A 24,550-nucleotide genomic window follows, 5' to 3' on the forward strand; every position below is an offset into this window, starting at 1 on the left:
TCACGTCGCTAGTGCGACTACGGTTGGTGCGGCCGGGCCAGCGACCAGGTAGCCGAATCGATGCGGCACTGCGGTGGCGGCTCGGTTCCCCCACAGCCAGAGTCGCGCCCATGATTCCCCAACTGATTCACCTGACCGCGCCCACCAAGCAGCTGCTATGGGAAGAGCGCAGAATCTGCGATCGCCTGCAGCGCCTGTTGCCTGGATGGACCTGTTACGTCTGGGACGATGCCGATAACTCCCAGCTGATGCGGCGTGCGTTCCCCGAGTTTGCCGAGCGCTACGAGCAGATTCGCTTCAGTGTGATGAAAGCCGATATCGCCCGCTGCGCGTACATGCACGCACATGGCGGCTTCTACTTCGACACCGACTACAAACTGCTACGACCGCTCGATGCGCAGGTGCTGTCGCAGCATTGCGTGCTGCCCGTCGAGGAAGGTGCGCCGGGCCAGGAAGACTTCAAGATCGGCAATGCCGTGTTCGGCTCCGAGCCCGGGCATCCGTTCTGGCGCGCGTTCATCGAGCACATCTTTACCGCGTATGCGCCGGAAACGCTGCAGGACCACCGCGAGATTCCGATGATTTCGGGCCCGCGTGGACTGACGCGTTTCTACAACGCGCACGGTGGGCAGTTCGCCGACATCCTGTTCCCGCCACGCGATGCCTTCCACCCGGATCGCACCTGGTTCGGGCTTGGCCATCGTGGCGGCAAGAGCGCGGTCGGCTCGCACCTGTGTTGGGCTTCGTGGCGCGGCAAGTCGCCGCGGCGTGCGCTGACCAACTATCTGCGCCGCAAGTTGAACGCTGTGCCGATTTGAGTGGCAGCGTGCGCGTGATAGGGCAATCGGCCTGGGGCGGGGCCGCTCGGGTCGAATCTGAGTGAGGTCATTGCCCTGCATGCTGCCGGCGATTTATGCGAGCGCAAGCTTGCATGTTCAATTCGCTTCGCATCGTGTGTTGCAGGTGTTGCACGAATTCGGACCAGGCAACGCAGGCCGGACAATGGCTGATGGCCCAGCCTGGATCGGTGGACGCAACCGAAGGCTTGCGCCACTGTCGCTGACACCGGTCAGGGTTCCAAGGCACACCGCAGAGAACTGGTAGCAGACCTATCAGCCATCTGCAGCACACCGACGCCATACGCGCCGGCATGCCGCGTTGAGCGAATCAGGCCGCCTCGGCCTGCACCTGGCGTGGGCCTTCCTTGAGCGCACGCGCGATCAAGCCGACCAGCAGATCGAGCTCGTCTTCATCCATCGCAAAATGCGGAGTGAAGCGCAGCGAATTCTCGCCGCCGTGGATCACGTTGACGCCGCGATGGCGCAACCACTCCTCGGTGGAACCGGCGCCGTAGCACTTGAATTGCGGTGCAAGTTCGCAGGAGAACAACAGGCCGGTGCCTTGCACCTTGGTGATCAAGCCGCCGAGTTCGGCCTGCAGCGCTTCCAGCTTGGCAATCGCCTGCGCACCGCGGATGCGGATGTTGTCGCGCACCTGCGGCGTGAACAAGGCCAACGTGGCGCAGGCCACATCGAGCGCGCGCGGGTTGGTGGTCATGGTGTTGCCGTAGGTGCCCTTGCGATACACCTGCGCGGCGTGTTCGGTCACCGCCAGCACCGACAGCGGGTACTGGGCCGCGTTGAGCGCCTTGGAATAGGTCTCCAGATCCGGCGGGTCGAGCTGCTCGAACCCCGGGTAGTCCACTACCGACAATACGCCATGCGCGCGCAGCCCGGCCTGGATGGAATCGACCAGCAACAGGCTGCCATGGGTCCGGGTGAGCGCGCGCGCGGCGGCGTAGAACTCGGCCGGCAACGCACGCCCCGGGTCGCCTTCGCCCATCACCGGCTCCAGGAATACCGCTTCGATAAACCAGTGATTGCGCGCGGCCTCATCGAAGGCGCGTTGCAACGCGGTCACATCGTACGGGGCGATCGCGATGACCGAATCCTCGTCTCGATAGCTGGCCAGGTATTTGGTATAGGTCTTGCGACTGGAATCGGAATACAGGCCCGGGCGATCGGTACGGCCATGGAAGCTGCCCTTGACCACCAGGCGCTTGATGGTGGCACCGGCGTGCCGCGCGCCGGGGTCGGTGTGCAGCTTGGCGTTGGTATCGACGATGCGGGCGGCCAGGCCCACCGCTTCGGAGCCGGAATTGAGACACATGAAGCGTGCGAACGGGCAGCCGCCGCGGCTTTGGCCGATCTCGGCACGCAGGGCGCGATCGAGCCGGCGTTGCGCCAGGCTGGGCGTCATCACGTTCGCCATCACCTGCGGGCGCGCCATGGCCTCGAGCACCGCGGCCGGCGTATGGCCGAAGCCGAGCATGCCGTAGCCGCCGGCGTCGTAGAGCACCGCGCCCTTGAGCGTGACAACCCATGGTCCGCGTGCGGCCAGTGCCACGTAAGGCGTCACTGCGTCGTCGGCGTAGAAATTGATGAAACCTTCCTGCACTGCGCCGATCTGCGCCTCTTCGTCCAGGTCCAGCAGGTCGGCGGCGTCATCGCGCACCAGCGCGTATTCGGCTGCCGCCGCATGGATGGCCTGCTGCAGGTCAGGGTGGCTGACGGCCAGCCGCGCGATGGTCGCGTCGTCCAGGCCTTCGGTCAGGCGGCGGCCGCTATGGGCACGCAGCGGGGCGAGCGGGGCAAGGACGGACATGGCGCATCTCCTTCAAAGGTGGCGTTCCCTTCCTATTATCGGCAGAAGATCGGCGTTTGGCAGCGTGAATCTGGGCAAGAAGTACGATATTTTCGGCGATTCGCCGAAACGAATGCGCAATGTGAAGATCACCCCGTCCGACGAACGCCTGTTATCGCTGCTGCGCGAGGACGCACGCGCCTCCACCGCCCAGATCGCGCGGCGGCTCGGGCTCTCGCGCACGACCGTGCAGAGCCGCATCGAAAAGCTCGAACGCGACGGCGTGATCAGCGGCTACACCGTGCGCACGCATGACCACTACGAGCAGGGCCGCATCCGCGCGCACATCCTGATTACCGTGCTGCCCAAGAAAATGCCTGCCGTGGTGAAGGCCCTGCGCGATATTCCGGAAGTGCGCCTGCTGCATTCGGTCAGCGGTGCCTACGACCTGGTCGCCCTGGGGGTGGTCGGCGGCGTCAACGAGATGGACGTGCTCACCGACGCCATCGGCGCCATCGACGGCGTGGAGCGCACGACCAGCGCGATCATCCTGTCGACCAAATTCGAGCGGTGAATGGAGAATCGGGAATAGGGAATCGGAAGCGCTGCCGCCCGTCCGATTCCCCAGTCCCAATTCTCAATTCCCGGCCGCAGTTACACTATGCGGCTACCCAGACAACGATCCCGCGGCCTTGAAGAAGTCCGATTTCCATTACGACCTGCCCGACGAACTGATCGCCCAGGCGCCGCTGGCCGAGCGCGCGGCGAGCCGGTTGCTGGTGGTGCCGCCATCGCCGCAGGCGCTGGCCGACCGCCAGGTGCGCGATCTGCCCGAGTTGCTGCAGCCCGGCGACCTGCTGATCTTCAACGACACCCGGGTCATTCCGGCGCGCTTGTTCGGGCACAAGGCCAGCGGCGGGCGGGTGGAAATCCTGATCGAGCGCCTGCTTGGCGAGCGTCAGGCGCGGGTACAGATCGGCGCCAGCAAGTCTCCCAAGGCCGGCAGCCTGATCGCGCTCGATGCCGGTGGCCAGGCCGAGGTGCTGGGCCGCGATGGCGAGTTCTATCTGCTGCGTTTCGAGATCCCGACCCCGCTGGAGCACTGGCTGCTGGAGGCTGGCCGCCTGCCGCTGCCGCCCTACATCCGCCGCGAGCCGGGCGTGGAAGACCGCGAACGCTATCAGACCGTGTTCGCGCGCGAAGTCGGTGCGGTGGCCGCGCCCACCGCCGGGCTGCATTTCGACGAGCCGCTGCTGGCACGCTTGCGCGAGCGCGGGGTGGAGTTCGGCCACGTCACCTTGCATGTGGGTGCCGGCACCTTTCAGCCGGTGCGGGTGGACAAGCTCGACCAGCATGTGATGCACAAGGAGTGGCTCAACGTCGGGGCGGCGCTGGTGGAACAGGTGCGCCGCACGCGTGCCCGCGGCGGCCGCGTGATCGCGGTGGGTACCACGGTGGTGCGCTCGCTGGAAAGCGCCTGGCGCAAGACCGAGGCCGCGCCCGAAGGCGAATTGCAGCCATTCGCCGGCGAAACCCAGATCTTCATCCTGCCCGGCTACCGCATCCGCAGCGTCGATGCGATGGTCACCAACTTCCATCTGCCCGAAAGCACCTTGATGATGATGGTCTCTGCCTTCGCCGGCCGCGAGCGCATCTTCGCCGCCTACCACCACGCCATCGCGCAGCGCTACCGCTTCTTTTCGTACGGCGATGCGATGTTGTTGTGGGGCGGGGAAACGGGAGTCGGGAATGGGGAATCGTAAGGCGGGACCCGCCGAACGATCAGCCACCTGCCAACCGCTCTTCCCATTCCCGATTCCCCACTCCCCATTCCCGGCCCCTCAATGTCCCGACTCCAGTTCCAACTCCAAGCCACCGACGGGCATGCCCGGCGTGGGCGCCTGACCTTTCCGCGCGGCACGGTCGAAACGCCTGCGTTCATGCCGGTCGGGACCTATGGCTCGGTCAAGGGCATCCTGCCCGAGCAGATCCGCGCGCTGGGTGCGGAGATCATCCTGGGCAACACCTTCCATCTGTACCTGCGTCCGGGTCTGGAGGTGATCGGCGATCACGGCGGGCTGCACGGGTTTGCGCGCTGGGATGGGCCGATCCTCACCGATTCGGGCGGCTTCCAGGTGTTTTCGCTGGCGCATCGCCGCAAGATCACCGAGCAGGGCGTGACCTTTTCCTCGCCGACCGATGGCGCGCGGGTGTTCCTGGGCCCCGAAGAGAGCATGAAAATTCAAAAGGTGCTCGATTCGGACATCGTGATGATCTTCGACGAGTGCACGCCGTATCCGGCCACCGAGGACGTCGCGCGCCGCTCGATGGAGCTGAGCCTGCGCTGGGCGCAGCGCTCGCGCGATGCGCACGACGGGCTGGGCAACGATGCGGCGCTGTTCGGCATCGTGCAGGGTGGGGTGCATCCGGATCTGCGCAGCCGCTCGCTGGACGGCCTGCAAGCCATTGGTTTCGATGGGTATGCGATCGGTGGGCTGGCAGTGGGCGAGCCCGAGCACGAACGCAATGCCATGCTCGAACACCTGCATCCGCGCCTGCCGGCCGAGCGCCCGCGCTACCTGATGGGCGTGGGCCGCCCGGAAGACCTGGTCGAAGGCGTGGCCCGCGGGGTGGACATGTTCGACTGCGTCATGCCCACCCGCAACGCGCGCAACGGCCACTATTTCACCTCGTTCGGCACCGTGCGCATCCGCAATGCCAAGTACGAGCGCGACCTGGACACCATCGAGCCGGGCTGCGGTTGCCATGCCTGCAGCAGCGGCTATACGCGCGCCTACCTGCGCCATCTGGACCGCTGCAACGAAATGCTGGCGCCGATGCTGGGCACCCTGCACAACCTCTGGTACTACGAAAAACTGATGGCCGACATGCGCGCAGCGATCGCTTCGGGAACCTTTGTGGAGTTCCGGCGGTCCTTCTATGCGGCACGCGGCGCCACCACGCCGCCGTTGTCGGGGGAAACCAGCTGAGACCGGCCGCCCGCGCCCCGGCGCGGACGGCGTGGAACCTGCGTGGCATAATTCCCGGCTGTTCCGCCCCGGCGGTACCTGAATAGCGAGCGAGCCCGTGGGCGCGCTGGCACCAAACTAGGATGCACTGAATGAACCTGCTCGATTTCCTGATCCCCGCTGCCCAGGCGCAGGCCGCTGGCGGCGCGCCGGCACCCGGCCCGATGGGAGGCCTGTCCACCTTCGCGCTGCCGATCATCCTGATCGCGGTGATGTACTTCCTGATGATCCGCCCGCAGATGAAGCGTCAGAAGGAGCACAAGGCGCTGCTGGACAAGCTGGCGCGCGGCGATGAAGTGATCACCTCCGGCGGCGTTGCGGGCGTGATCACCGACATCGGCGACAACTTCATCAGCGTGGAAGTGGCCGACAACGTGCGTATCCGCGTGCAGAAGAGCGCCGTGGGCCATGTGCTGCCGAAAGGCACGCTGAAGTCGGCGAGCTAAGCGCGTCCTGCAATGGCTGCGCCGCTGTCAGGCAGGCGCAGTCGCCAGGTGGAACCGGAGGTCGTGAACCGCTGGTTCCACCGTACCGCCCGTATCCATCTGAAGACCATTGGCGACGTTGTACCGGTCGCTTGAAGTCGTTCTCACTGCTAGGCGCGGCGCCGGGATGGTGCCACGCGGGACTGTCGCAATGCTCGAATTTCCTCGCTGGAAGTACTTCCTGATCCTGCTGGTACTGGCCGTCAGTGCGCTGTATGCGCTGCCCAACGTCTACCAGAAGGACCCGTCCGTGCAGATCACCGCCAGCCGCGGTGCGCAGCTCGACGACGCACTGCGCAGCCGCATCGACGGTGAGCTCAAGAGCGCCGGCATCACCCCGAAGGCGATCACGAAAGAAGGCGACAGCCTGATGGTGCGGTTGCCTTCGCTGCAGGCGCAGACACGCGCCAACGACGTGTTGCGTCAGCAGCTGGGCGAGAACTACACCGTGGCGCTGAACCTGGCCTCCACCGTGCCGGACTGGCTGGCCAAGCTGGGCGGCCGACCGATGGTGCTGGGTCTGGACCTGGTGGGCGGCGTGCACTTCGCCATGCAGGTCGATCAGAAGGCCGCGCTGGAAAAGCGCCTGGACGGGTTTGCCGAGGATATCCGCACCACCTTGCGCGATGCGCGTATCCCATATCGCTCGGTGGAGCGTCGCGCCGACAACAGTATCCAGGTCAACCTGGGCGAGGGCGCCAGTGCCGACGCCGCGCGCGTGGCGCTGGCCAAGGCGCAGCCGACCCTGACCTACGACGTCAGCGGCCAGAACATCGCCGTGAAGGTGCCGGAGGCCGAACTCAAGCAGATCGCCAGCGGTGCGATCGAGCAGAACCTCACCACCTTGCGCAACCGCGTCAACGCACTGGGCGTGTCCGAGCCGACCATCCAGCGCCAGGGCGAGGACCGCATCGTGGTCGAACTTCCCGGTCTGCAGGACACCGCCGAAGCCAAGCGCCTGATCGGTGCCACCGCCTCGCTGGAATTCCGCGCCGTGGTCGACGGCAACGCCGACGATGCCGTGCGTAGCGGCAACATTCCGCCGGAGGCCAAGGTCTATCGCCTGCGCGACAGCAACGCTCCGGTGTTGTTGAACAAACGCGCGCTGGTGACTGGCGACCAGATGGTCAGCGCATCGGTCAGCACCGACCAGAACGGCATGCCGGCAGTGGCGGTGACGCTCAACAACGTCGCCGGCCAGCGCATGTTCGACTACACCAGCGCCAACGTCGGCAAGCTGATGTCGGTGGTCTACATCGAGCGCATTCCCACCGTGACCATGGTCGACGGCAAGGAAGTGCGCAGCGTGCGGGTCAAGGAAGAAGCCTTGTCGCCGACCCGCATTGCCGGCGTGTTCGGCAAGAACTTCCAGACCACCGGTCTGGAAAAGACCGAAGCCGAGAACCTGGCCAAGCTGCTGAAATCCGGCTCGCTGGCCGCGCCGATGGATTTCGTCGAGGAATACGTGATCGGTCCGAGCCTGGGTGCGGAGAACGTGGAGCGTGGCGTCACGGCGGTGGTCTACTCGTTCCTGTTCACCCTGGTGTTCTTCACCATCTACTACCGCGTGTTCGGCGCGATCACCTCGGTGGCGCTGCTGTTCAACCTATTGATCGTGGTGGCAGTGATGTCGCTGTTCGGTGCCACCATGACGTTGCCGGGCTTTGCTGGCCTGGCGCTATCGGTGGGTCTGTCGGTGGACGCCAACGTGCTGATCAACGAGCGTATCCGCGAAGAGTTGCGCCTGGGCGTACCGGCCAAGTCGGCGATTGCGGCCGGTTACGAAAAGGCCGGCGGCACCATCCTCGATGCGAACCTGACCGGCCTGATCGTGGCGGTGGCCTTGTACGCGTTCGGTACCGGCCCGCTGAAGGGTTTCGCGCTGACCATGATGATCGGTATTTTCGCCTCGATGTTCACCGCGATCACGGTCTCGCGTGCGCTGGCGGTGCTGATCTACGGCAGCCGCAAGAAGCTGAAGTCTGTCGCTATTTAATGCGAGTCCCTCGCAAGAGCCCGCACATCCATGTGCGGACTTTTTAGGAAGATCTTTCGATGAAAATTTTTCCGCTTCACCTGATCCCGAACGACACCAAGATCGATTTCATGAGCTGGCGCAAGCCGGTGCTCATTTTGATGCTGGTGCTGGCAGTCGCCTCGGTCGGCATCATCGTCGGCAAGGGTTTCAACTACGCGCTGGAGTTCACCGGCGGCACGCTGGTGCAGACCTCGTTCCAGAAGACCGTGGACGTGGATCAGGTGCGCGAGAAGCTGTCCAAGGCCGGCTTCGAAAACGCCCAGGTGCAGAACGCCCGCGGCGGCAATGAGGTCATGATTCGCCTGCAGCCGCATGGCCAGAACAACAATCGCGACGATGCCGCACGCACCGTTGCCGAAGATGTGCGCAAGGCGGTGACCAGCGACGAGAATCCGGCCACCGTGCAGCCTGGCGAATTCGTCGGCCCGCAGGTCGGCAAGGATCTGGCCTTGAACGGCGTGTATGCCACGGTGTTCATGCTGGTGGGCTTTTTGATCTACATCGCGTTCCGCTTCGAGTGGAAGTTCGCGGTGGTCGCCAGCCTGACCGCGTTGTTCGATCTGCTGGTCACCGTGGCCTTCGTGTCGCTGACCGGCCGCGAGTTCGACCTGACCGTGCTGGCCGGCCTGCTGTCGGTGATGGGCTTTGCGATCAACGACATCATCGTGGTGTTCGACCGCGTGCGCGAAAACTTCCGTGCCCTGCGCGTGGAGCCGCTGGAAGTGCTCAACCGTTCGATCAACCAGACGCTCTCGCGCACGGTGATCACCGCGGTGATGTTCTTCCTGTCGGCGCTGGCGCTTTACATCTACGGCGGCGAGTCGATGGAAGGCCTGGCCGAGACGCACATGATCGGTGCGGTGATCGTGGTGATCTCCTCGGTAATCGTAGCCGTGCCGATGCTGAGCATCGGGCCGTTCGCGGTGACCAAGCAGGACCTGCTGCCCAAGGCCAAGGACGTGGAGGCGCTGGCGCGCCGTCCTTGACGGGTTGGCAAAAGGTGACGAAAAACCGCGCATTGCGCGGTTTTTCGTTTTCTGAGGTGGTCTACATGTTTGCGTGCTGGTGCATTAACAGCATCGCCGAGCGCTCTGGACAATAGCGCCGCTGGAGTTGCATGAGCGCCGGCCGAACATCCCGACACCGGCCTTGGCGGCGTCTGGTCATCCGTCTTGCTCGCGCAATGGCTTGCTGCTGGCGTGCTGTCTCCATCGTATGTATGCACCAGTTGCATCGATTCCTGGATCGACGGGCGGGCTCGGCCAGGGAGAGTTTCATGCGCCTGGTGGGGGACGGCGTCATGTTGCGCAAAGAAGTTGCCGTCGACCACATCCACGCGCCCGCGCCAGGCGGGCTTGAGGCCGATGATGTACATGTCGGCGCTGACCTAGTGCAGACGATCTTCCGGCAGTAGCGTGCCCTTGACTTCCAGTCGATTCTTGATGGCTGCATACATCGCACGCGGGTGCGCTCATGGGGCGCAGGTTCTGCGATTGCATGGCGTGCTTGCTGTGGCTGAGCATGGCTGGTTGTTCGTTCGCTACGTCGCGGTGCACTGGATGCCGTCGGCGATGACCTGAGCATAGCGATCGAATGCCTGTCCCTCGGGTAGAAGCAGGCGCGGAATAGCCAGTTCGCATTCCAGCAACTGCAGTCGGCCATCCCGATCATGGAGTACATCGATACGATCGAACCATAGCCAGCCGTAGCGGCGTACCAACGTGTCATGGACGTGCTGGGCCCAACTCAGCTCTTCGCGGCCCGCACTCCACGGCTGATTACGGCCGCCCAGACGCTCGTGTGCCCACCAGCCGCCTTGATCGCCAACGGTCTTGCGGACCGCGTGGCTGAAGTGTCCGCCAAGAAACACGAAGGAAAGCTCGCCGAACTCGAGTACCGAAGGCTCGAAGCGCTGCACGCAGATGCTATGAGTTTTCAATAATCTGGACAGGATTGCCGTATAGCGTTCGGTGTCTGCTCCGAGCACGTAGTGACTCTTGGCGCTGCGTCTGCCGCCTCGCGAAAGGCGGATGGTTCTCCACGATCCGGAGGAAACGGTCGGCTTGATGACGATGTCGTCCCAGCCGGTTTCCGCCATGAGTTCCTGGATGCGCAGCGGCGCGGCGCACTCGACCCACCGGGTCGGGATCAGGTCGATTCCTGAGTCGCCCAGCTTGCGCAGATACAGACCCTTGTCGAGCGCATCGCGGATCAGCACGATATTGTTGGCGAACGGAATCGCTCCATCTGGAAGATCCTGCACACGCTGATGCAGGCGCTCTATCTGATTCAGGAATCCACTGTGCTTGTGATACCAGCGACACATGCGGACATTGATGAGATCGACGCCGCGCAGGTCCACTTCGTCGATCTCGTTCAAGTGCACCATGCGTGCGTGCACCCCACGTAAGCGCAGGGCTTGAACCGCTTCCGGATACTCCAGATGCGGTGCACCCAGACTGAGGTAGATCGCATTCTTCTGCTTGGCAACCATCAAGGCGCGCTCCGTTATCGCGCGTCCTGCTGAGGTGATGGTACGTCGTTGACAGCAGCGTGGACGCGGTTGACGCCACGCCAGCCTCTGCGCATCCGCGTCTCCGCAGCGTCCCACGCATAGCAGAGCGCAAACTGCAGCAATAATCCCAATGGACGCAGCCGGATGACCCAGCCAAGACGCGTCATGGGGGAGATGGGTAACCGGTCGAACCATGTCGCGCTGCCAGCTGGCCGCTGGTCGGCAGGTTGCACGAGGTCGCGTGCGCTGACGTCGATATGGCCAACCTTTGCGCCGCCAAACAGCTTCCAGACACGCGGCAGCGGAGCCGTCAGGCTCAGGAAACTGGTGATACGCGGTACCCTGATGCCATTGTCCTGGCGCCAACGTGCGCGTCTGGCGAGCTGACGTTGTAGATGCGCCTGCAGGCGTTGCACCCGTTCTGGCGACAGCCATAGCCAATAGGGCGAGCGCGAGTAGAACAAACGCGATTCCAGTCGCTGCCGCAGACGGCGCAGCTGGGCGGTTTCACGCGAGGATTGACCTTCGGTCTGCACGAGCCAATGCGTCAACGCCGAGCGAGTGCTGCCCATGCACCAGAACACCGCCATATCCAGCATGTGCGACAGCAGGAAGAAGCGTGAATCCTCGATGGCCGGCGAGTACTTCTGGTGGACCATGTTGCGCAACATGTGCCAGTCCTGGCGGGTGGCATGATTGATTCTCTCGATATAGCCCCGGTCCAGATGCTGATCGAGCACGTCGCGTTGCACCACGTTGGCGATGTGCCAGCTGGTCACCATGCCCAGCGCCATGCCCTGGCTGTAATAAGCATCGATGATGCTCGCCGAGTCTCCGGCCATTGCGTAGCGACGCGCGCTGACAAAGGTGTCGGTCCAATGCTGCACGTTGCGAAAGGTCTGTAGCTCGAGCAGTGTCTGTTCGTTGATGACGCCGTCCAGCAACGGATAGCGCCGGATCAGGTTCCAGAATTTCTCGGCAGGTGTCGCCCCTTCCGGCGGGTTGCGCTGGTCGAAGGTCGCGCCAACGCTAATACGATCCTGGGACAGGCGAATCACCCAGATCCAGTAGCCGCGCCCCCAAAGGTGTACGGTATACAGATCGCGAGGCGTCGATCGCCCGTCCTGCAGCAGGCAACGCCAGCGCGCATCGAACACCGCATCTCCCGCATGTTCGAACTGGCCCCAGATGGCGGTGGTCTGGAATCCATCGCGCCCTTCGTGCTGCTCTGCGGTGTGTCCCTGCTGCCTGGCCAATAGCCGACTGCGCCCTGAGCAATCCACCAGCCACCGCGTATCGCTCGTTCCCTCACACCCCTGGCCTTGCCAATGCATCAGGTGGGGTCCTTCGTCCTCTGCGAGCACCACCTTGCGGATGCGCACGTTGTCGATCAAGGTGATGTTTGGATGTTCACGTGCCGCTTCGAGCATGACCGCTTCGGCTTCTGGCCTGACGATTTGCATGTCCAGAAACATGCAGCGAAACCATTTCTTGTCGGGGGCCAGGTCATAGAGATAGTGCGGTGGATGCGGATCTGCGTTGACTGCCCATTCGGTGGCCTGGCCGAAATCGTGACGGTACTCGGCGCCAGCGCTGAACCAGACGCCGAGCTTGATGAACGATCGCTCGGTGATAAATGTGTCCAATTCGCCGATGGTGCGCAAGAATGCGCTGGTAAAGACCAGAAAGGATTCGCCTACCTTGAAGCTGTGTCTGCGCGCTTGCAGGTTGTCGATCAGCGTGACGTTTAACCCACGCTTGGCCAACTGAAGTGCATTCGTCAGCCCGATGATGCCTGCACCGATGACGACGACTTGATTGGATTTAGGTGGGCATTGGTGTGCAGCAGTCGAACTCATGTCCGTGATCCTTCAACGGCCGATGAAAGACCGGTACTTGAGCCTACCTACGGTTTTTCACAGAGAGTGCGCCGTCGCGAATTTATGTCGCGCAATTGCACGATTTTTTCAGGCGCGAAAGCGAAAGTGGAAACATTGTCGAGCATTTATCGTCGATTCCCCCAACTGGCGCTTATGCGGTATGGGTCGGCAAAAGCGGTAACAGCCACCTGCACAGCCAGAGCCAGACCCCAGGCAATGCGAGCGACGGCCCGCATTGCAGGCCTCGCCATGAAAACGCTTGTGCTGGTGCCCGATCACAGATTCCAGTCGATCCGCATGCCCGCGATCAGCGCGTTCTTCAGATCGGTGGTGCGGGTCGGTTCGTTGAACTGATCCGGGTTGATCACGTAATGCAGGTTCGGCGCGATGCGCAGGCGCTTGGTGACCTGGATGCCGTAGCTCAGCTCCATCATGATCTGGTTGTCGGCCGGGGTGCCGGTGCCGCCGGCGGAGGCGCGCGCCAGGCGCAGGTTTTCGATCGCTTCGTCGCTGTATTTCTGCTGCGTGATCACAAACGCAATGTTGTCCTGCGGGCGGCTGGCGAAGGTGCCTTTCTGCACCAGGCCGAGCTGGATGAAATGGTCCTCGATCGCTTGGCCGCCGGTGCTCTGCAGCACAGCGCCGAACACGGTCAGGCCGCGCGTGCCCGACGGGTCCGGATTGGTCACCTGCTGTTCGAAGCGTGCGAACAGGCCCGAGCGGCCTTGCTTGTTTTCATACCCCAAGCCGCTCAGCACGGCCGGGTTGCCGTTGCGGTCGCGCAGCGGGTCGGTGTAGTCGGAGTTGTCCTGCCAGCCGCCCAGTTCGTACATGGCGGCCATGCTGCCGTCGCCGCCCTTGTTCTTGTAGCCCACGGCATAGGGCACCACCACGCCGGTGGTGTCGTTGGTGCTCCAGTTCAGGCCGTGCTGGCCGTCCTGCGCCTGGATTGGGTTGACCTCGTAGGCGCCGACATGCAGATAGACCTTCGGTGTGACCCAGGCGGTAGCATGCGCGGCCCAGCTGGAGACCGGCCAGTAGGTGAAGTTGCTGGTGCGGAACACGAAGGTGGGGTTGCCGCAGGCCGAGTTGCCCTGGAAGTACTGGCACAGGTCCGAGCCGAGGAAGTGGATGTTGGCCACGCTGCGGCCGGCTTCCAGTTCCAGACGGTCGTTGAAGAGCTTCTGCAGCAGGGTGAAGTTGGCCAGGCGCGTGCCCTGTCCGCCGTAGATTTCCTGCACCGAGGTGCTGTTGCCGATGCTGCTGTTGGCCAGGTTGGTGCCGTGGCGGTTGGTGACGTACAACTTCACCGTGGCGCCGTTCCAGCCGAACAGGCGGTCCATGTCGACATCGGTGCCGACCATCAACTGGCCTGCGTAGGCGTCGCCGCTTTTGCGGCCGCCGTCGATCATCGAGGCGGCTTCGCCGGTGTAGCCCAACTTGAGCTTGAAGGCGTCTGCGGCGTCCTGCGCGTGGGCGAGCGGGGTCAGCGCCAGTGCCAGCGACACGCACAGCAGGCGGGGACGGGCATGGCGGGGGGCGAGGACGGTCATGGCAGGACTCCGAACGAAGGTAGGCGTGGCCGGGTGGCGAACGCGACAGCTAGGGGATGGGCAAGCCGCTGGCCGCGCACGAAGGTGCGCAGCGCAGCGGTGAAACCAGTCAGGGGTGGAGCGGGGCGGCGATCAGGCGTGGCGCATGCGCGGGCGGCAAGCGGCAGTGGCGGGGGGGTCGAAGGTCAGGCGACCACGTCGGCCACCGGCTTCTTGAGCAGGCGCAGTGCCACCGCGGTGACCACCACGCCGACCACCAGGGCCAGCACGTAGTTGAGCAGGTGGGTGACGGCGTTGGGGATCAGCAGCACGAAGATGCCGCCATGCGGCGCCTTCAATTCGGCACCGGCGGTCATCGAGATGGCGCCGGCCACGGCCGAGCCGATCACCAGCGCCGGGATGGTGCGCAATGGGTCGCGCGCAGCGTAGGGGATGGCGCCTTCGGTGACGAAGGCCAGCCCGAGCACGCCGGCGGCAGTGGCCGATCCGCGTTCTTCGGCGGTGAAGCGGTTGCGGAATACCCAGGTCGCCAGCGCGATGCCCAGCGGCGGGGTCATGCCGGCCACCATGGCGGCGGCCATCGGGGTATAGACCTGGCTGGCGATCAGGCCGGTGGAAAACGCATAGGCCGCCTTGTTGACCGGCCCGCCCATGTCGAAGGCCATCATGCCGCCGAGCAGCAGGCCCAGCAGCAACGCGCTGCTGCCCTGCATGCCGCGCAGCCAGGCGGTGAGCCAGGCCAGCAGGTCGGCCACCGGCTGGCCGAACACGTACATCATCGCCAGCCCGACCAGCAGGGTGCCCAGCACCGGCAGGATCAGCACCGGCTTGAGGCCTTCCAGGTTGCGCGGCAGGCGGATGTAGCGGTTGAGCGCAGCCACGCCATAGCCGGCGATGAAGCCGGCAATGATCCCGCCGAGGAAACCGGCATTGAGATTGGCCGCCACCAGGCCGCCGATCATGCCGGGCGCGATGCCGGGGCGGTCGGCGATGGAGTAGGCGATGTACCCGGCCAGGGCCGGCACCATCAGGGTGAAGCCGGCCTTGGCGCCGATCTGGAACAGCGACCAGGCCAACGTGCCCTGGTGCGCATCGTCGCCGGCGTAGATGCCGCCCAGCGCAAAGGCCAGCGCAATCAGCAGGCCGCCGGCAGTGACGAAGGGCAGCATGAACGAGACGCCGGTCATCATATGCTTGTAGGCGCCGGTGCGGCCATTGCCCTTGCTCGCGGCGGCGCTGGCGGCGGTGCCGGTGGCGGGCGTGGCGCCGCCCTGCACGCTGGCCTCGGCCAGGGCCTTGTTGATCAGCGCCGGGCCATCGTTGATCGCCGGCTTGGTGCCGCTCTTGAACACGCGCTTGCCGCCGAAGCGGGCCAGATCGACCTCGCGGTCGGCCGCGATGATGACCACGTCTGCCGCACGGATTTCATCGTCGGTGAGCGCGTCCTGCGCACCCACCGAGCCCTGGGTTTCCACCCGCATCTGGTAGCCGAGCTTCTTGGCGGCCTGCTGCAGGCCTTCGGCGGCCATGAAGGTGTGCGCGATGCCGGTAGGGCAGGAGGTGATGGCGACGATGCGCTTGCTGCCGCTGGCGGCGCCACCGGGACTGCCGGCGACGGCCGGGTCGGCGTGGGCGGCCAGCTTGCCGATCGCAGCGGCCGGGTCGTCCAGCACCGCGCCCAGGCTCAGGCGCACCAGTTGCGCATCGCCAAAGCGAGTGGTGTCGGCATCGGCGTCGCCGACCACCAGGACCTGGGCGGCACCGCTGGCGAGTTCGCCCGGCAAGGCGCCGAGTACGCCCTGGTCGCTGCGGATTTCGATCGTCACGCGACGGCCGGCGGCAGTGGCCGCGCGGCGCAGCGCTTCGGCCGCCAGGACGGCTTCGGTACTGCGTTCGCCAGCGGCGATGACCACGATGGAAGAGGACATGGCAAAACTCCTGCTGTGTTGCGGTCGCCGGTGTTGTCGGCGGGGGAATTTCAAGCGTTATGCGTGGCGGTGATGCGCGCGATCTGCCGCTGTCTGCAACTGCCGGCCCGACGGCCACCTGGGTGCATGCATCGGCAGTGGCCAATGGCGGCTCATGACAGCATTTCGATCACGACATCGGTTGCGGCGCGGCGCACGCCCTCTGGGGTCATCCGGCGCGCGTCGCCGCTTTCCAGCCGGCACATCGAAAACGCCGTGGCCAGCCGTGCGCACTGCTCCAGCGTGGTCGCGGCATCGAGCGAGGCGGCGGCCAGACCGGCCACCATCGCATCGCCTGCGCCCACGCTGCTGCCGTGCGCCAGGCGTGGCGGACGGGCGATCAACCGCTGGTCGCGCTGCACGAACAGGGCGCCTTCGGTGCCCATCGAAATGACCACCAGCTGGATGCCGCGTGCGATCAGTTCGTGCGCGGCGGCGCTGAGTGCGCCGCGGTCGTTCAACGGGCGGCCGGTCCAGGCTGCGAGTTCGTCGCGATTGGGCTTGACCGCGTACGGCAGCGCCTCGCGCGCGGCATCCAGCGCGCTCACCAGCGGCATGCCGCTGGTGTCCAGCAGCACGCGCGCACCGGCAGCGCTGGCCTGGGCCTGCAATTGCGCCCAGCTGTCGTCCGGCAGCCCGGCCGGCAGGCTGCCCGACAGCACCACCGGCAGGCCGGGGCGCAGCAGCGGGGCGAGATGATCGGCCACGCCTTGCAGATGCGCAGGCCCTAGGCGCAGGCCGGGCAGGTTGATGTCGGTGGTGTCGTTGCTGCGCGCGTCGACCAACTTGAGATTGGTACGGGTTTCGCCGGCCACGCGCTGGCAGTGATCGGCGATGCCGCGTTCGCGGAACAGGGCTTCGAATACGCCGGCATTGCCGACCCCGAGCACGCCCAGCGCAGCAACCTCGCTGCCCCAGTCGGCCAGGCAAGCGGCCACATTGATGCCCTTGCCGCCGGCATCGTTGCGCACGCTGCTGGCGCGGTGCACGGCGCCAGGCTGCAGGTGTTCGAGCTGGATGGTCTGGTCGATCGCCGGGTTCAGCGTGACGGTGATGGCCTGCAGGCTCATGCCTTGTCCTCGCGCTTGGCTTCCAATGCGCGCACCTGTTCGGCGGTTTCGCAGGCCAGCGCTTGTTCGGCGAGCTGTTGCAGCTGGCTCAACGCGGCGCCGCGCAGGCGTGCCTTGACCGCCGGGATGTCGTTGGGCGTCATCGACAATTCCTGCACGCCCAGGCCGGCCAGCAGGCTGGCGCCGAACGCATCGCCGGCCAGGCCGCCGCAGACGCCGACCCAGCGGTCGTGCTTGCGTGCGCCTTCGATGGTGCTGCGGATCATGCGCAGCACCGCCGGGTGCAGGCTGTCGGCTTCGGCCGCCAGTTCCGGGTTCTGGCGGTCGATCGCCAGCACGTACTGGGTGAGGTCGTTGGTGCCGATCGAGAAGAAGTCTGCGTGGCGCGCCAGCACGTCGGCCTGCGCGGCGGCGGCCGGCACTTCGATCATGATGCCGATCGGCACCTCCGGTGCGTCGAGGTCGGCGCGGATGCGTGCGCAGATCTCGCGCAGCGCGATCAGTTCCGGCACCGAGGTGATCATCGGGAACATGATCGACAGCCGCGCGCCGTCCTTGGCGGCGCGATACAGCGCACGCAGTTGCGGCTCCAGCAGGTCGGGGCGACGCAGCAGCAGGCGCGCGCCGCGCACGCCCAGGAACGGGTTTTCTTCGTGCGGCAATTCCAGATGCGCCACTTGCTTGTCGCCGCCGATATCCAGCGCACGCACGATCAGCGGGCGGCCATCCAGCGCCTGCGCCATCGCCAGGTAGGTGGCGTGCTGTTCGTCTTCGCTGGGGGTGCGGCCGCTTTCCAGGAACAGGAATTCGGTGCGCATCAGGCCAACGCCCTCGGCGCCCTGGGTCAGCGCCATCGCGACCTGGTCGGGTAGATTGACGTTGGCGCCGATGTCGATGTGGTGGCTGTCGGTGGTTTCGGCCGGCAACGCGCGCTGCGCCGCTTCGCGTTCGCGAATGGCCTGCTGCTCGGCGATATGCGTGCGTGCTGCGTCCAGATCCTGCTCGGACGGGTCGATGTACAGACGCCCGCTGCTGCCGTCGATGATGGCGGTGACGCCGTCTTCGATTTCCAGCAACTGGCCGCCGGCCGCGACCAGCGCCGGCAGGCCGAGCGTGCGCGAGAGGATGGCGGTGTGCGAAGTTGGGCCGCCCTGCGCGGTGGCCAGGCCGAGCACGCGCGCGGTGTCCAGATTGGCGGTATCCGACGGCGACAGGTCGCTGGCGAGCAGGATGCACGGCTGATCGGGCAGGTCGGTGAGACCGGCGCCGGCCGCGGCCGGGTCGAGCTGGGCCAGCACGCGCCGGCCGACATCGCGCAGATCGGCCGCGCGACCGGCCAGCACCGGGTTGCCGAGTGCGGCCAGGCCGGAGGCGATCTGTTCCACCGCCTGGTGCCACGACCACGCCACGCCATGGCCTTCGACCATCAGTTGGCAGGTGCGGGTGATCAGGTCGGTGTCGTTGAGCAGTTCGGCCTGGGCCTTGAAGATGGCCGCGTCCGAGGCGCCGAGCCGGCGCTGGGTGTCGTCCTGAATCGCCGCGAGCTGCTGGCGGGTGCGGGTCAGCGCGTCGTGCAGTTGCGCGCCGCCATCGCCCAGGCCTACCGGTTGATCGGCCACTTCGGTCTGCGCGGCGCGCAGGCGATGGACGATGCCGATCGCCACGCCCGGGCTGGCACCAATGCCGACAATGGCCGGCTGCGCTTGCGGCGGCGTCCAGCCGGCCACCGGGGCGGCGCGACGTTGCGCTGCGCGCTCGGCATCGGCCTTTTCCTGCGCGGTCAGGCTGTCCATGACGGCGCGCAGGCGCTTGAGCAGCTCCGCTGCGTCGCTGCCTTCGGCCGAGACGGTGATGCTGTCGCCGGCACGCAGGCCCAGCTGCAGCAAGCCGACCAGGCTCTTGGCATCGGCGGCCTGGTCGCCGGCGCGTACCTGCGCGCGTGCCGAGAAGCCGCGTGCGGTCTCGGCCCAGCGGGTGGCCGGGCGCGCGTGCAGGCCGTTGGGGTAGGCGATGGTCCACTCGAATGCTTCGGCCAGGTCGGTGGCCGGCGCGGCGCTGGTCTCGGGTGCGCGGTCGCCGGTGAGTGCGGCCACGATCACGCTGGGGTCGTCGGTACTGAACAGCGTTTCCAGCTGCGCCGGATCCTGGATCAGCCGGGTCAGCCGGCGCAGCAAGGTGATGTGGGTGTCCGATTGCGCGGCGATGCCGACCACCAGCCGGGTGATCTGGCCGGGGTTCCATTCCACGCCGTCGGGGAGCTGCAGCACTGCGATGCCGTCGCGGCGCACCAGGTGGCGGTCTTCGCCGACGCCGTGCGGGATCGCCAGGCCGTGGCCCAGGAAGGTGTTCGCCAGGCCTTCGCGCCGCCGCATGCTGGCCTCGTAGCCCGGCGCGACGCAGCCGGCCGCGACCAGTAACTGGGCGGCCTGGGCGATGGCGTCGTCCTTGTCGCGGGCTGAGGCGCGCAGGCGCACAAGGTCGGGGGTGACGGGGGCGGGCGACGGAGAGGACAAGGCGGGCTCCGGATGAGGTGGGGCTGGGAAGTATAGTGGGAACGTTCCCACGATTCAGGTCAATGTGCGGTGCACAAAAACGCTGTAGTGCTTTCGGGTTAGCATCAGGGCCGACACCGCGCCTGGGTCAAGGTGCGCAAAATGGAGCGGGAACGGTCCCAGTGAGTATCAGCATCAATGACGTGGCCCGCGTGGCCGGCGTGTCCAAGTCCACGGTGTCGCGCGCGCTGGGCAGCGGCCCTGTCAGCGACGAGGTGCGGGCCAAGGTGGAAGCGGCGGTGCGCCAGACCGGCTATCGGCCCAACCTGATGGCGCGTCGATTGCGATCCCAGCAATCCGGCATCCTGGGGGTGATCGTGGCCGACATCCGCAACCCGTACTTCACGGCGCTGATCCGTGCGGTGGAAGAGGTCGCCTACAAGGCCGGTATGCGCGTGACCCTGTGCAATACCGATGAAGATCCCGAGCGCGAGGCGTTATACCTGGAGCTGATGCAGGAAGAACGCATCACCGGGCTGATTTTTGCGCCGACCCGCGTCACGGTGGGGCGCATGCACGAGTTGGCGCTGGATTACCCCGCCGTGCTGGTTGACCGCGCCGGCCCTGGTAGCCGTTATGACAGCGTCGTGCTGGACAACGGCGCGGCCATGGCCGAGCTGGTGGCGCATCTGCAGGCGCAGGGCTATCGGCGCATCGGCGGGCTGTTCGGCAGCACCAGCACCACAGCGGCCGAGCGCCGCGACGGCTACCTGGCAGCGATGCGCGCACAGGGGCTGCAGCCGGATTACCGCGAAGTGGCGCCTACCGCCGAGGCGGCGATCGCCGAGCTGGGGGCATGGCTGGCCAACGACCGGCGGCCCGAGGCCATCGTCACCAGTAACAGCCTGCTGCTGATGGGCGCACTGAAGGCCGCACGCACCGCCGGCCTGCGCCTGCCGCAGGATCTTGCCCTGGCCGGGTTCGACAACGAGCGCTGGACCGATCTGGTCGAGCCGGGCATCACCGTGGTCGAGCAGCCGGTGGAAGACATGGGCCGGGCGGCGATGTCGCTGCTGCTGGAACGGCTAAGCAATCCGCAATTGCCGATCCGCCGCATGGTGATGACAGGACGCTGCGTGGTGCGTGGGTCGACCGGCGCGCGTATTGCGGGCGTGTAGGGCGGTAGCTTTTGGGTGCGGTGGCTTTAACGGCCATGCGTTCGCGCCCAGGTGCGCTCCTACAAGGATGGCTGTCTGCCGCGCGTTGCGGACCTGCACGATGTCGGCGAACCGGAGGTGTCGCTGGGCGTGATTGTTCACGCCATCGCGCCGATCACCGCAACCTGCCGACCATCGCACCTTCGTAGGAGCGCACCCGGGCGCGACGGGCGTTATCGGGAATGCGTTCGCGCCCGGGTGCGCTCCTACAAGGATGGCTGTCTGCCGCGCGTTGCGGACCTGCACGATGTCGGCGAACCGGAGGTGTCGCTGGGCGTGATTGTTCACGCCATCGCGCCGATCACCGCAACCTGCCGACCATCGCACCTTCGTAGGAGCGCACCCGGGCGCGACGGGCGTTATCGGGAATGCGTTCGCGCCCGGGTGCGCTCCTCCGAGTGGCGGATTTCGCAATGGTTTCAACGATGCCGCACAAAAAAGCCCCGGCAGTGCCGGGGCTTTTTATTTGCAACGACTGCCTGACTCAGCGATCCGGGCGGTGGGTGCCACCCTCGTTCTGCACGGCCAGGTATTCCTTGGACTGTTCGTCCAGCTTGTCGCCCAGCATGCGGCGCACCACCACGAAGAACAGCGGGATGAAGATCACGCCGAGTACGGTGGCGAACACCATGCCGCCGATCACGCCGGTACCGATGGAGTGACGCGAGTTGGCGCCGGCACCGGTGGAGATGGCCAGCGGCAACACGCCCAGGATGAACGCGAACGAGGTCATCAGGATCGGGCGGAACCGCAGGTGCGCCGCTTCCAGGGTGGCCTCGCGCAGGGTCTTGCCCGCCGCCCGCTGCTCCACTGCGAATTCCACGATCAGGATCGCGTTCTTCGCCGCCAGGCCAATCACCGTGATCATGCCGATCTTGAAGTACAGATCGTTCGGCAACCCACGCAGCATCGAGAAGGTGATCGCACCCAGCACGCCGATCGGCACCACCAGCAGCACCGCCACCGGAATCGACCAGCTCTCGTAAAGCGCGGCCAGGCACAGGAACACCACCACCACCGACAACGCCAGCAGCAGCGTGGCCGCATTACCGGCGATGATTTCCTGGTACGACATGCCGCTCCAGTCGAAACCGAATCCCGGCGGCAGATCGTTGTTGACGATATCTTCCATCGCGCTCATCGCCTGGCCGGAACTGCCGCCCGGAGCCGGGTTGCCGACGATGTTCACGGCGGAATAGCCGTTGTAGCGGTTCAGGGCCGGCGAGGCGTAGTTCCACTCGGCCTTGACCACGTTGCTCAGCGGGATCATGGCCGGCTGACCGTCGATACCGGTGGCGGTGGCGCTGGGAGTGAAGAAGTTGCGCAGCGACTCGGGGCCGGCGCGGAACTGATCGTCGGCACGCATGTTGACGCGCTTGATGCGGCCCTCGGCGAAGTAGTCGTTGACGTACACCGGCGCCAGCATCAGCTGGATCGAGCTATAGATATCGCTGACATCCAGGCCCATCGACTGCGCCTGTACGCGGTCTACGTGCAACTGCAGCTGCGGCGAGTTTTCCAGGCCGTTCGGACGCACGCCCACCAGGGTGTCCTGCTTCTCCGCGGCCTTGCCGAGCACGATGTTGCGCGCATTGATCAGCGCCTCCTGGCCGGCACCGGAACGGTCCTGCAGCCACATGTCGAAGCCGCCGAACTGGCCCAGGCCCTGCACGGTGGGCAGGTTGACCACGAAGATCTGCGCGCCCTTGATGCCATAGAAAGCGCCATTGAGTTGCTGGATCAGCTGCTCGGCAGTGACGTCGCGTTCTTCCCACGGCTTGAGCCGGATGAAGCCCATACCGACGTTTTCGCCCGAGCCCAGGAAGCTGAAGCCGGCGATCTGCAGCATGCCTTCCACGGCCGGCTGCTTCTCCAGCACCGCACGCATCTGCGCGAACGCCTCGTTGGTGCGGATCTTGGTCGCGCCCGGCGGCAGCTGCACGATGGCCACCGCAAAGCCCTGGTCTTCTTCCGGCAGGAAGCTGCCCGGCATCCGCGTAAACAGGAAGCCGCACAGCACCAGCAGCGCCACGAACGCAATCATCCATGGCGGCGAGCGCTTGAGGGTATGGCCCACCACGCCGACATAGCGATGCGCCAGCTTGTCGTAGTACTTGTCGAAGGTGCGGTAGACCCAGTTCTTCTTGGTGGAGTGGGTCGACTTGAGGAACGCGCCGCACAAGGCCGGCGTGAAGCTCAACGCGAGGAAGGCGGAGAACCCCATCGACATGGCGATGGTCAACGCGAACTGCTTGTAGATCGCGCCCGAGGCGCCAGGCTGCAGCGAGGAGGGGATGAACACCGCTGCCAGCACCACGGTGATGGCCACCACCGCGCCGGTGATCTGGGTCATCGCCTTCTGGGTGGCCGCCTTCGGCTCGAGGTGTTCCTCGCTCATGATGCGTTCGACGTTCTCGATCACCACGATCGCATCGTCCACCACGATGCCGATCGCCAGCACCATCGCAAACAGCGTCAGCTGGTTGATGGTGAAGCCGATCATGTACATGCCGAAGAACGTGCCCAGCAGCGCGACAGGAATCACCAGCGTGGGAATCACGGTGGCGCGGAAGTTCTGCAGGAACAGCAGCATCACCAGGAACACCAGCACGATGGCTTCCACCAGCGTGTGGATCACTTCCTCGATGGAGATGCGCACGAAAGTGGTCGATTCGTACGGCGCAAACCAGGTCACGCCCTGCGGGAAGGTCGGCTGCAGTTCGTCGAGCTTGGCGCCGACCGCTTCGGAGACGTTCAACGCGTTGGCGCCCGGCAACAGCTGGATACCGAAGGCACCGGTGGGCTTGCCGTTGTACTGGGTATCGAAGCCGTAGTTGCTCGGCCCCACGGTCACGCGTGCAACGTCCTTCAGGCGCACGGTGGCGCCGTTGTTGTCGGTCCGCAGGATGATGTTTTCGAACTGCTCGGGCGAGCTGAAGCGGCCTTCCGCCGACACCGTGGCGGTGAAGCTGATGCCTTCCGGGGTCGGGTCCGCGCCCACCGAACCGGCCGCGAACTGCACGTTCTGGTTACGCACCGCGGTCAGCACCTGGGTCGCCGACAGGTTGTAGCCCTGCAGCTTCTCCGGGTTCAACCAGATGTTCATTGCGTACTCGGCGCCGAACTGGTTGGTGCTGCCCACGCCGGGCACGCGCGAGATCTGCTCGAGCACGCGCGAACCGACGATGTCGTTGAGCGCGTCGCGGTTGATCGAGGGGTTGTCCGAGCGCAACGCGGCCACCATCAGGAAGCCGGCGTTGGCCTTGGCCACCACTACACCTTGCTGGGTCACTTCCGAGGGCAGGCGCGGCGTGGCCAGCGACACCTTGTTCTGCACCTGCACCTGGGCGATATCCGCGTCGGTGCCGGTTTCGAAGGTCAGGGTGATGGTCACGCGGCCGTTGGCGGCCGAGGACGAGTTGAAGTACAGCAGGTGGTCGATGCCGGTGAGCTGCTGTTCGATGACCTGGGTCACCGCCTTTTCGGCGGTGTCGGCGCTGGCGCCGGGGAAGTTGGCGGTGACGGTGACCTGCGGCGGGGCGATCGTCGGGTACGACTCGATACCCAGATTCAGGATCGAGATCACGCCCGCAAGCGAGATCAGGATCGCCACCACCCACGCAAAGACCGGGTGTTCGATAAAAAACTTAGGCATGTCCGG

The 24,550-nt window shown here is 65.6% G+C and carries 17 protein-coding genes; 9 read left to right on the top strand and 8 right to left on the bottom strand.

The annotated features are described in order from the left end of the window. The first annotated feature begins 110 nt into the window (after positions 1 to 110). Positions 111 to 818 (top strand): glycosyltransferase, encoded by a 708-nt coding sequence (locus tag EO156_RS07840; protein ID WP_016851232.1) that lies wholly within the window; start codon positions 111 to 113, stop codon positions 816 to 818. A gap of 349 nt (positions 819 to 1,167) precedes the next feature. Here EO156_RS07840 and EO156_RS07850 read toward each other — a convergent pair whose 3' ends face one another. Further along, on the bottom strand, positions 1,168 to 2,664 hold the full coding sequence (locus tag EO156_RS07850; protein ID WP_016851233.1) for an aminotransferase class III-fold pyridoxal phosphate-dependent enzyme: 1,497 nt from the start codon (positions 2,662 to 2,664) through the stop codon (positions 1,168 to 1,170). A gap of 121 nt (positions 2,665 to 2,785) precedes the next feature. On the opposite strand from EO156_RS07850, the gene EO156_RS07855 reads away from it, so the two are divergent. The 6 genes from EO156_RS07855 (at position 2,786) to secF (ending at position 9,181) form a co-directional block, all read left to right on the top strand. Continuing rightward, positions 2,786 to 3,217: an Lrp/AsnC family transcriptional regulator gene (locus EO156_RS07855; RefSeq protein WP_003489775.1), complete on the top strand. Its 432-nt coding sequence runs from the start codon at positions 2,786 to 2,788 to the stop codon at positions 3,215 to 3,217. Positions 3,218 to 3,335: 118 nt separating this feature from the next. Then, positions 3,336 to 4,406, top strand: coding sequence for a tRNA preQ1(34) S-adenosylmethionine ribosyltransferase-isomerase QueA (queA, locus tag EO156_RS07860; protein WP_016851235.1), 1,071 nt, complete (start codon positions 3,336 to 3,338; stop codon positions 4,404 to 4,406). An 81-nt stretch (positions 4,407 to 4,487) separates the two neighbouring features. Then, a complete protein-coding gene (gene tgt / locus EO156_RS07865; protein ID WP_016851236.1) occupies positions 4,488 to 5,633 on the top strand; it encodes a tRNA guanosine(34) transglycosylase Tgt in 1,146 nt (381 codons plus the stop codon). A 131-nt stretch (positions 5,634 to 5,764) separates the two neighbouring features. After that, the gene (gene yajC, locus EO156_RS07870) at positions 5,765 to 6,118 is read left to right on the top strand and encodes a preprotein translocase subunit YajC (protein WP_003489768.1); all 354 of its coding nucleotides are present in this window, start codon (positions 5,765 to 5,767) and stop codon (positions 6,116 to 6,118) included. A gap of 190 nt (positions 6,119 to 6,308) precedes the next feature. Beyond that, positions 6,309 to 8,153 (top strand): protein translocase subunit SecD, encoded by a 1,845-nt coding sequence (secD, locus tag EO156_RS07875; RefSeq protein ID WP_005917104.1) that lies wholly within the window; start codon positions 6,309 to 6,311, stop codon positions 8,151 to 8,153. Positions 8,154 to 8,212: 59 nt separating this feature from the next. Continuing rightward, positions 8,213 to 9,181, top strand: a complete 969-nt coding sequence (secF, locus tag EO156_RS07880; RefSeq protein ID WP_010372305.1) for a protein translocase subunit SecF — start codon at positions 8,213 to 8,215, stop codon at positions 9,179 to 9,181. Between the two features lie 554 nt (positions 9,182 to 9,735). Here the strand turns inward: secF and EO156_RS07885 are convergent. The 6 genes from EO156_RS07885 to ptsP all read right to left on the bottom strand — a co-directional run bounded on the left by EO156_RS07885 (position 9,736) and on the right by ptsP (position 19,693). Next, the gene (locus EO156_RS07885) at positions 9,736 to 10,689 is read right to left on the bottom strand and encodes a hypothetical protein (protein ID WP_016851238.1); all 954 of its coding nucleotides are present in this window, start codon (positions 10,687 to 10,689) and stop codon (positions 9,736 to 9,738) included. A 14-nt stretch (positions 10,690 to 10,703) separates the two neighbouring features. Then, entirely contained in the window at positions 10,704 to 12,569 is a 1,866-nt protein-coding gene (locus tag EO156_RS07890) for an NAD(P)/FAD-dependent oxidoreductase (protein ID WP_029829122.1), read from the bottom strand. Positions 12,570 to 12,865: 296 nt separating this feature from the next. Then, positions 12,866 to 14,143, bottom strand: a complete 1,278-nt coding sequence (locus EO156_RS07895; RefSeq protein ID WP_016851240.1) for a carbohydrate porin — start codon at positions 14,141 to 14,143, stop codon at positions 12,866 to 12,868. Between the two features lie 185 nt (positions 14,144 to 14,328). Continuing rightward, positions 14,329 to 16,071, bottom strand: a complete 1,743-nt coding sequence (locus tag EO156_RS07900; RefSeq protein ID WP_033482785.1) for a fructose-specific PTS transporter subunit EIIC — start codon at positions 16,069 to 16,071, stop codon at positions 14,329 to 14,331. Between the two features lie 152 nt (positions 16,072 to 16,223). Further along, positions 16,224 to 17,180 carry a 1-phosphofructokinase gene (gene pfkB / locus EO156_RS07905; RefSeq protein WP_003490124.1) on the bottom strand — a complete coding sequence of 319 codons (957 nt, stop codon included), beginning with the start codon at positions 17,178 to 17,180 and terminating at the stop codon, positions 16,224 to 16,226. Continuing rightward, positions 17,177 to 19,693, bottom strand: a complete 2,517-nt coding sequence (gene ptsP, locus EO156_RS07910) for a phosphoenolpyruvate--protein phosphotransferase (RefSeq protein ID WP_029829118.1) — start codon at positions 19,691 to 19,693, stop codon at positions 17,177 to 17,179. Before ptsP ends, pfkB begins: the two co-directional genes overlap by 4 nt. Positions 19,694 to 19,854: 161 nt before the next feature. Here ptsP and EO156_RS07915 point away from each other — a divergent pair, with 161 nt between their 5' ends. Further along, entirely contained in the window at positions 19,855 to 20,850 is a 996-nt protein-coding gene (locus EO156_RS07915) for a LacI family DNA-binding transcriptional regulator (protein ID WP_005933858.1), read from the top strand. Positions 20,851 to 20,901: 51 nt separating this feature from the next. Continuing rightward, entirely contained in the window at positions 20,902 to 21,372 is a 471-nt protein-coding gene (locus EO156_RS07920) for a hypothetical protein (RefSeq protein ID WP_126936741.1), read from the top strand. A 1-nt stretch (position 21,373) separates the two neighbouring features. On the opposite strand, the gene EO156_RS07925 is transcribed toward EO156_RS07920, so the two are convergent. After that, complete coding sequence (locus tag EO156_RS07925; protein WP_005933604.1) at positions 21,374 to 24,544, bottom strand: multidrug efflux RND transporter permease subunit; 3,171 nt, start codon at positions 24,542 to 24,544, stop codon at positions 21,374 to 21,376. Between the last annotated feature and the right edge of the window lie 6 nt (positions 24,545 to 24,550).

The sequence above is a fragment of the Xanthomonas sp. DAR33341 genome, from assembly GCF_003992815.1.
Classification (GTDB): domain Bacteria; phylum Pseudomonadota; class Gammaproteobacteria; order Xanthomonadales; family Xanthomonadaceae; genus Xanthomonas; species Xanthomonas cissicola.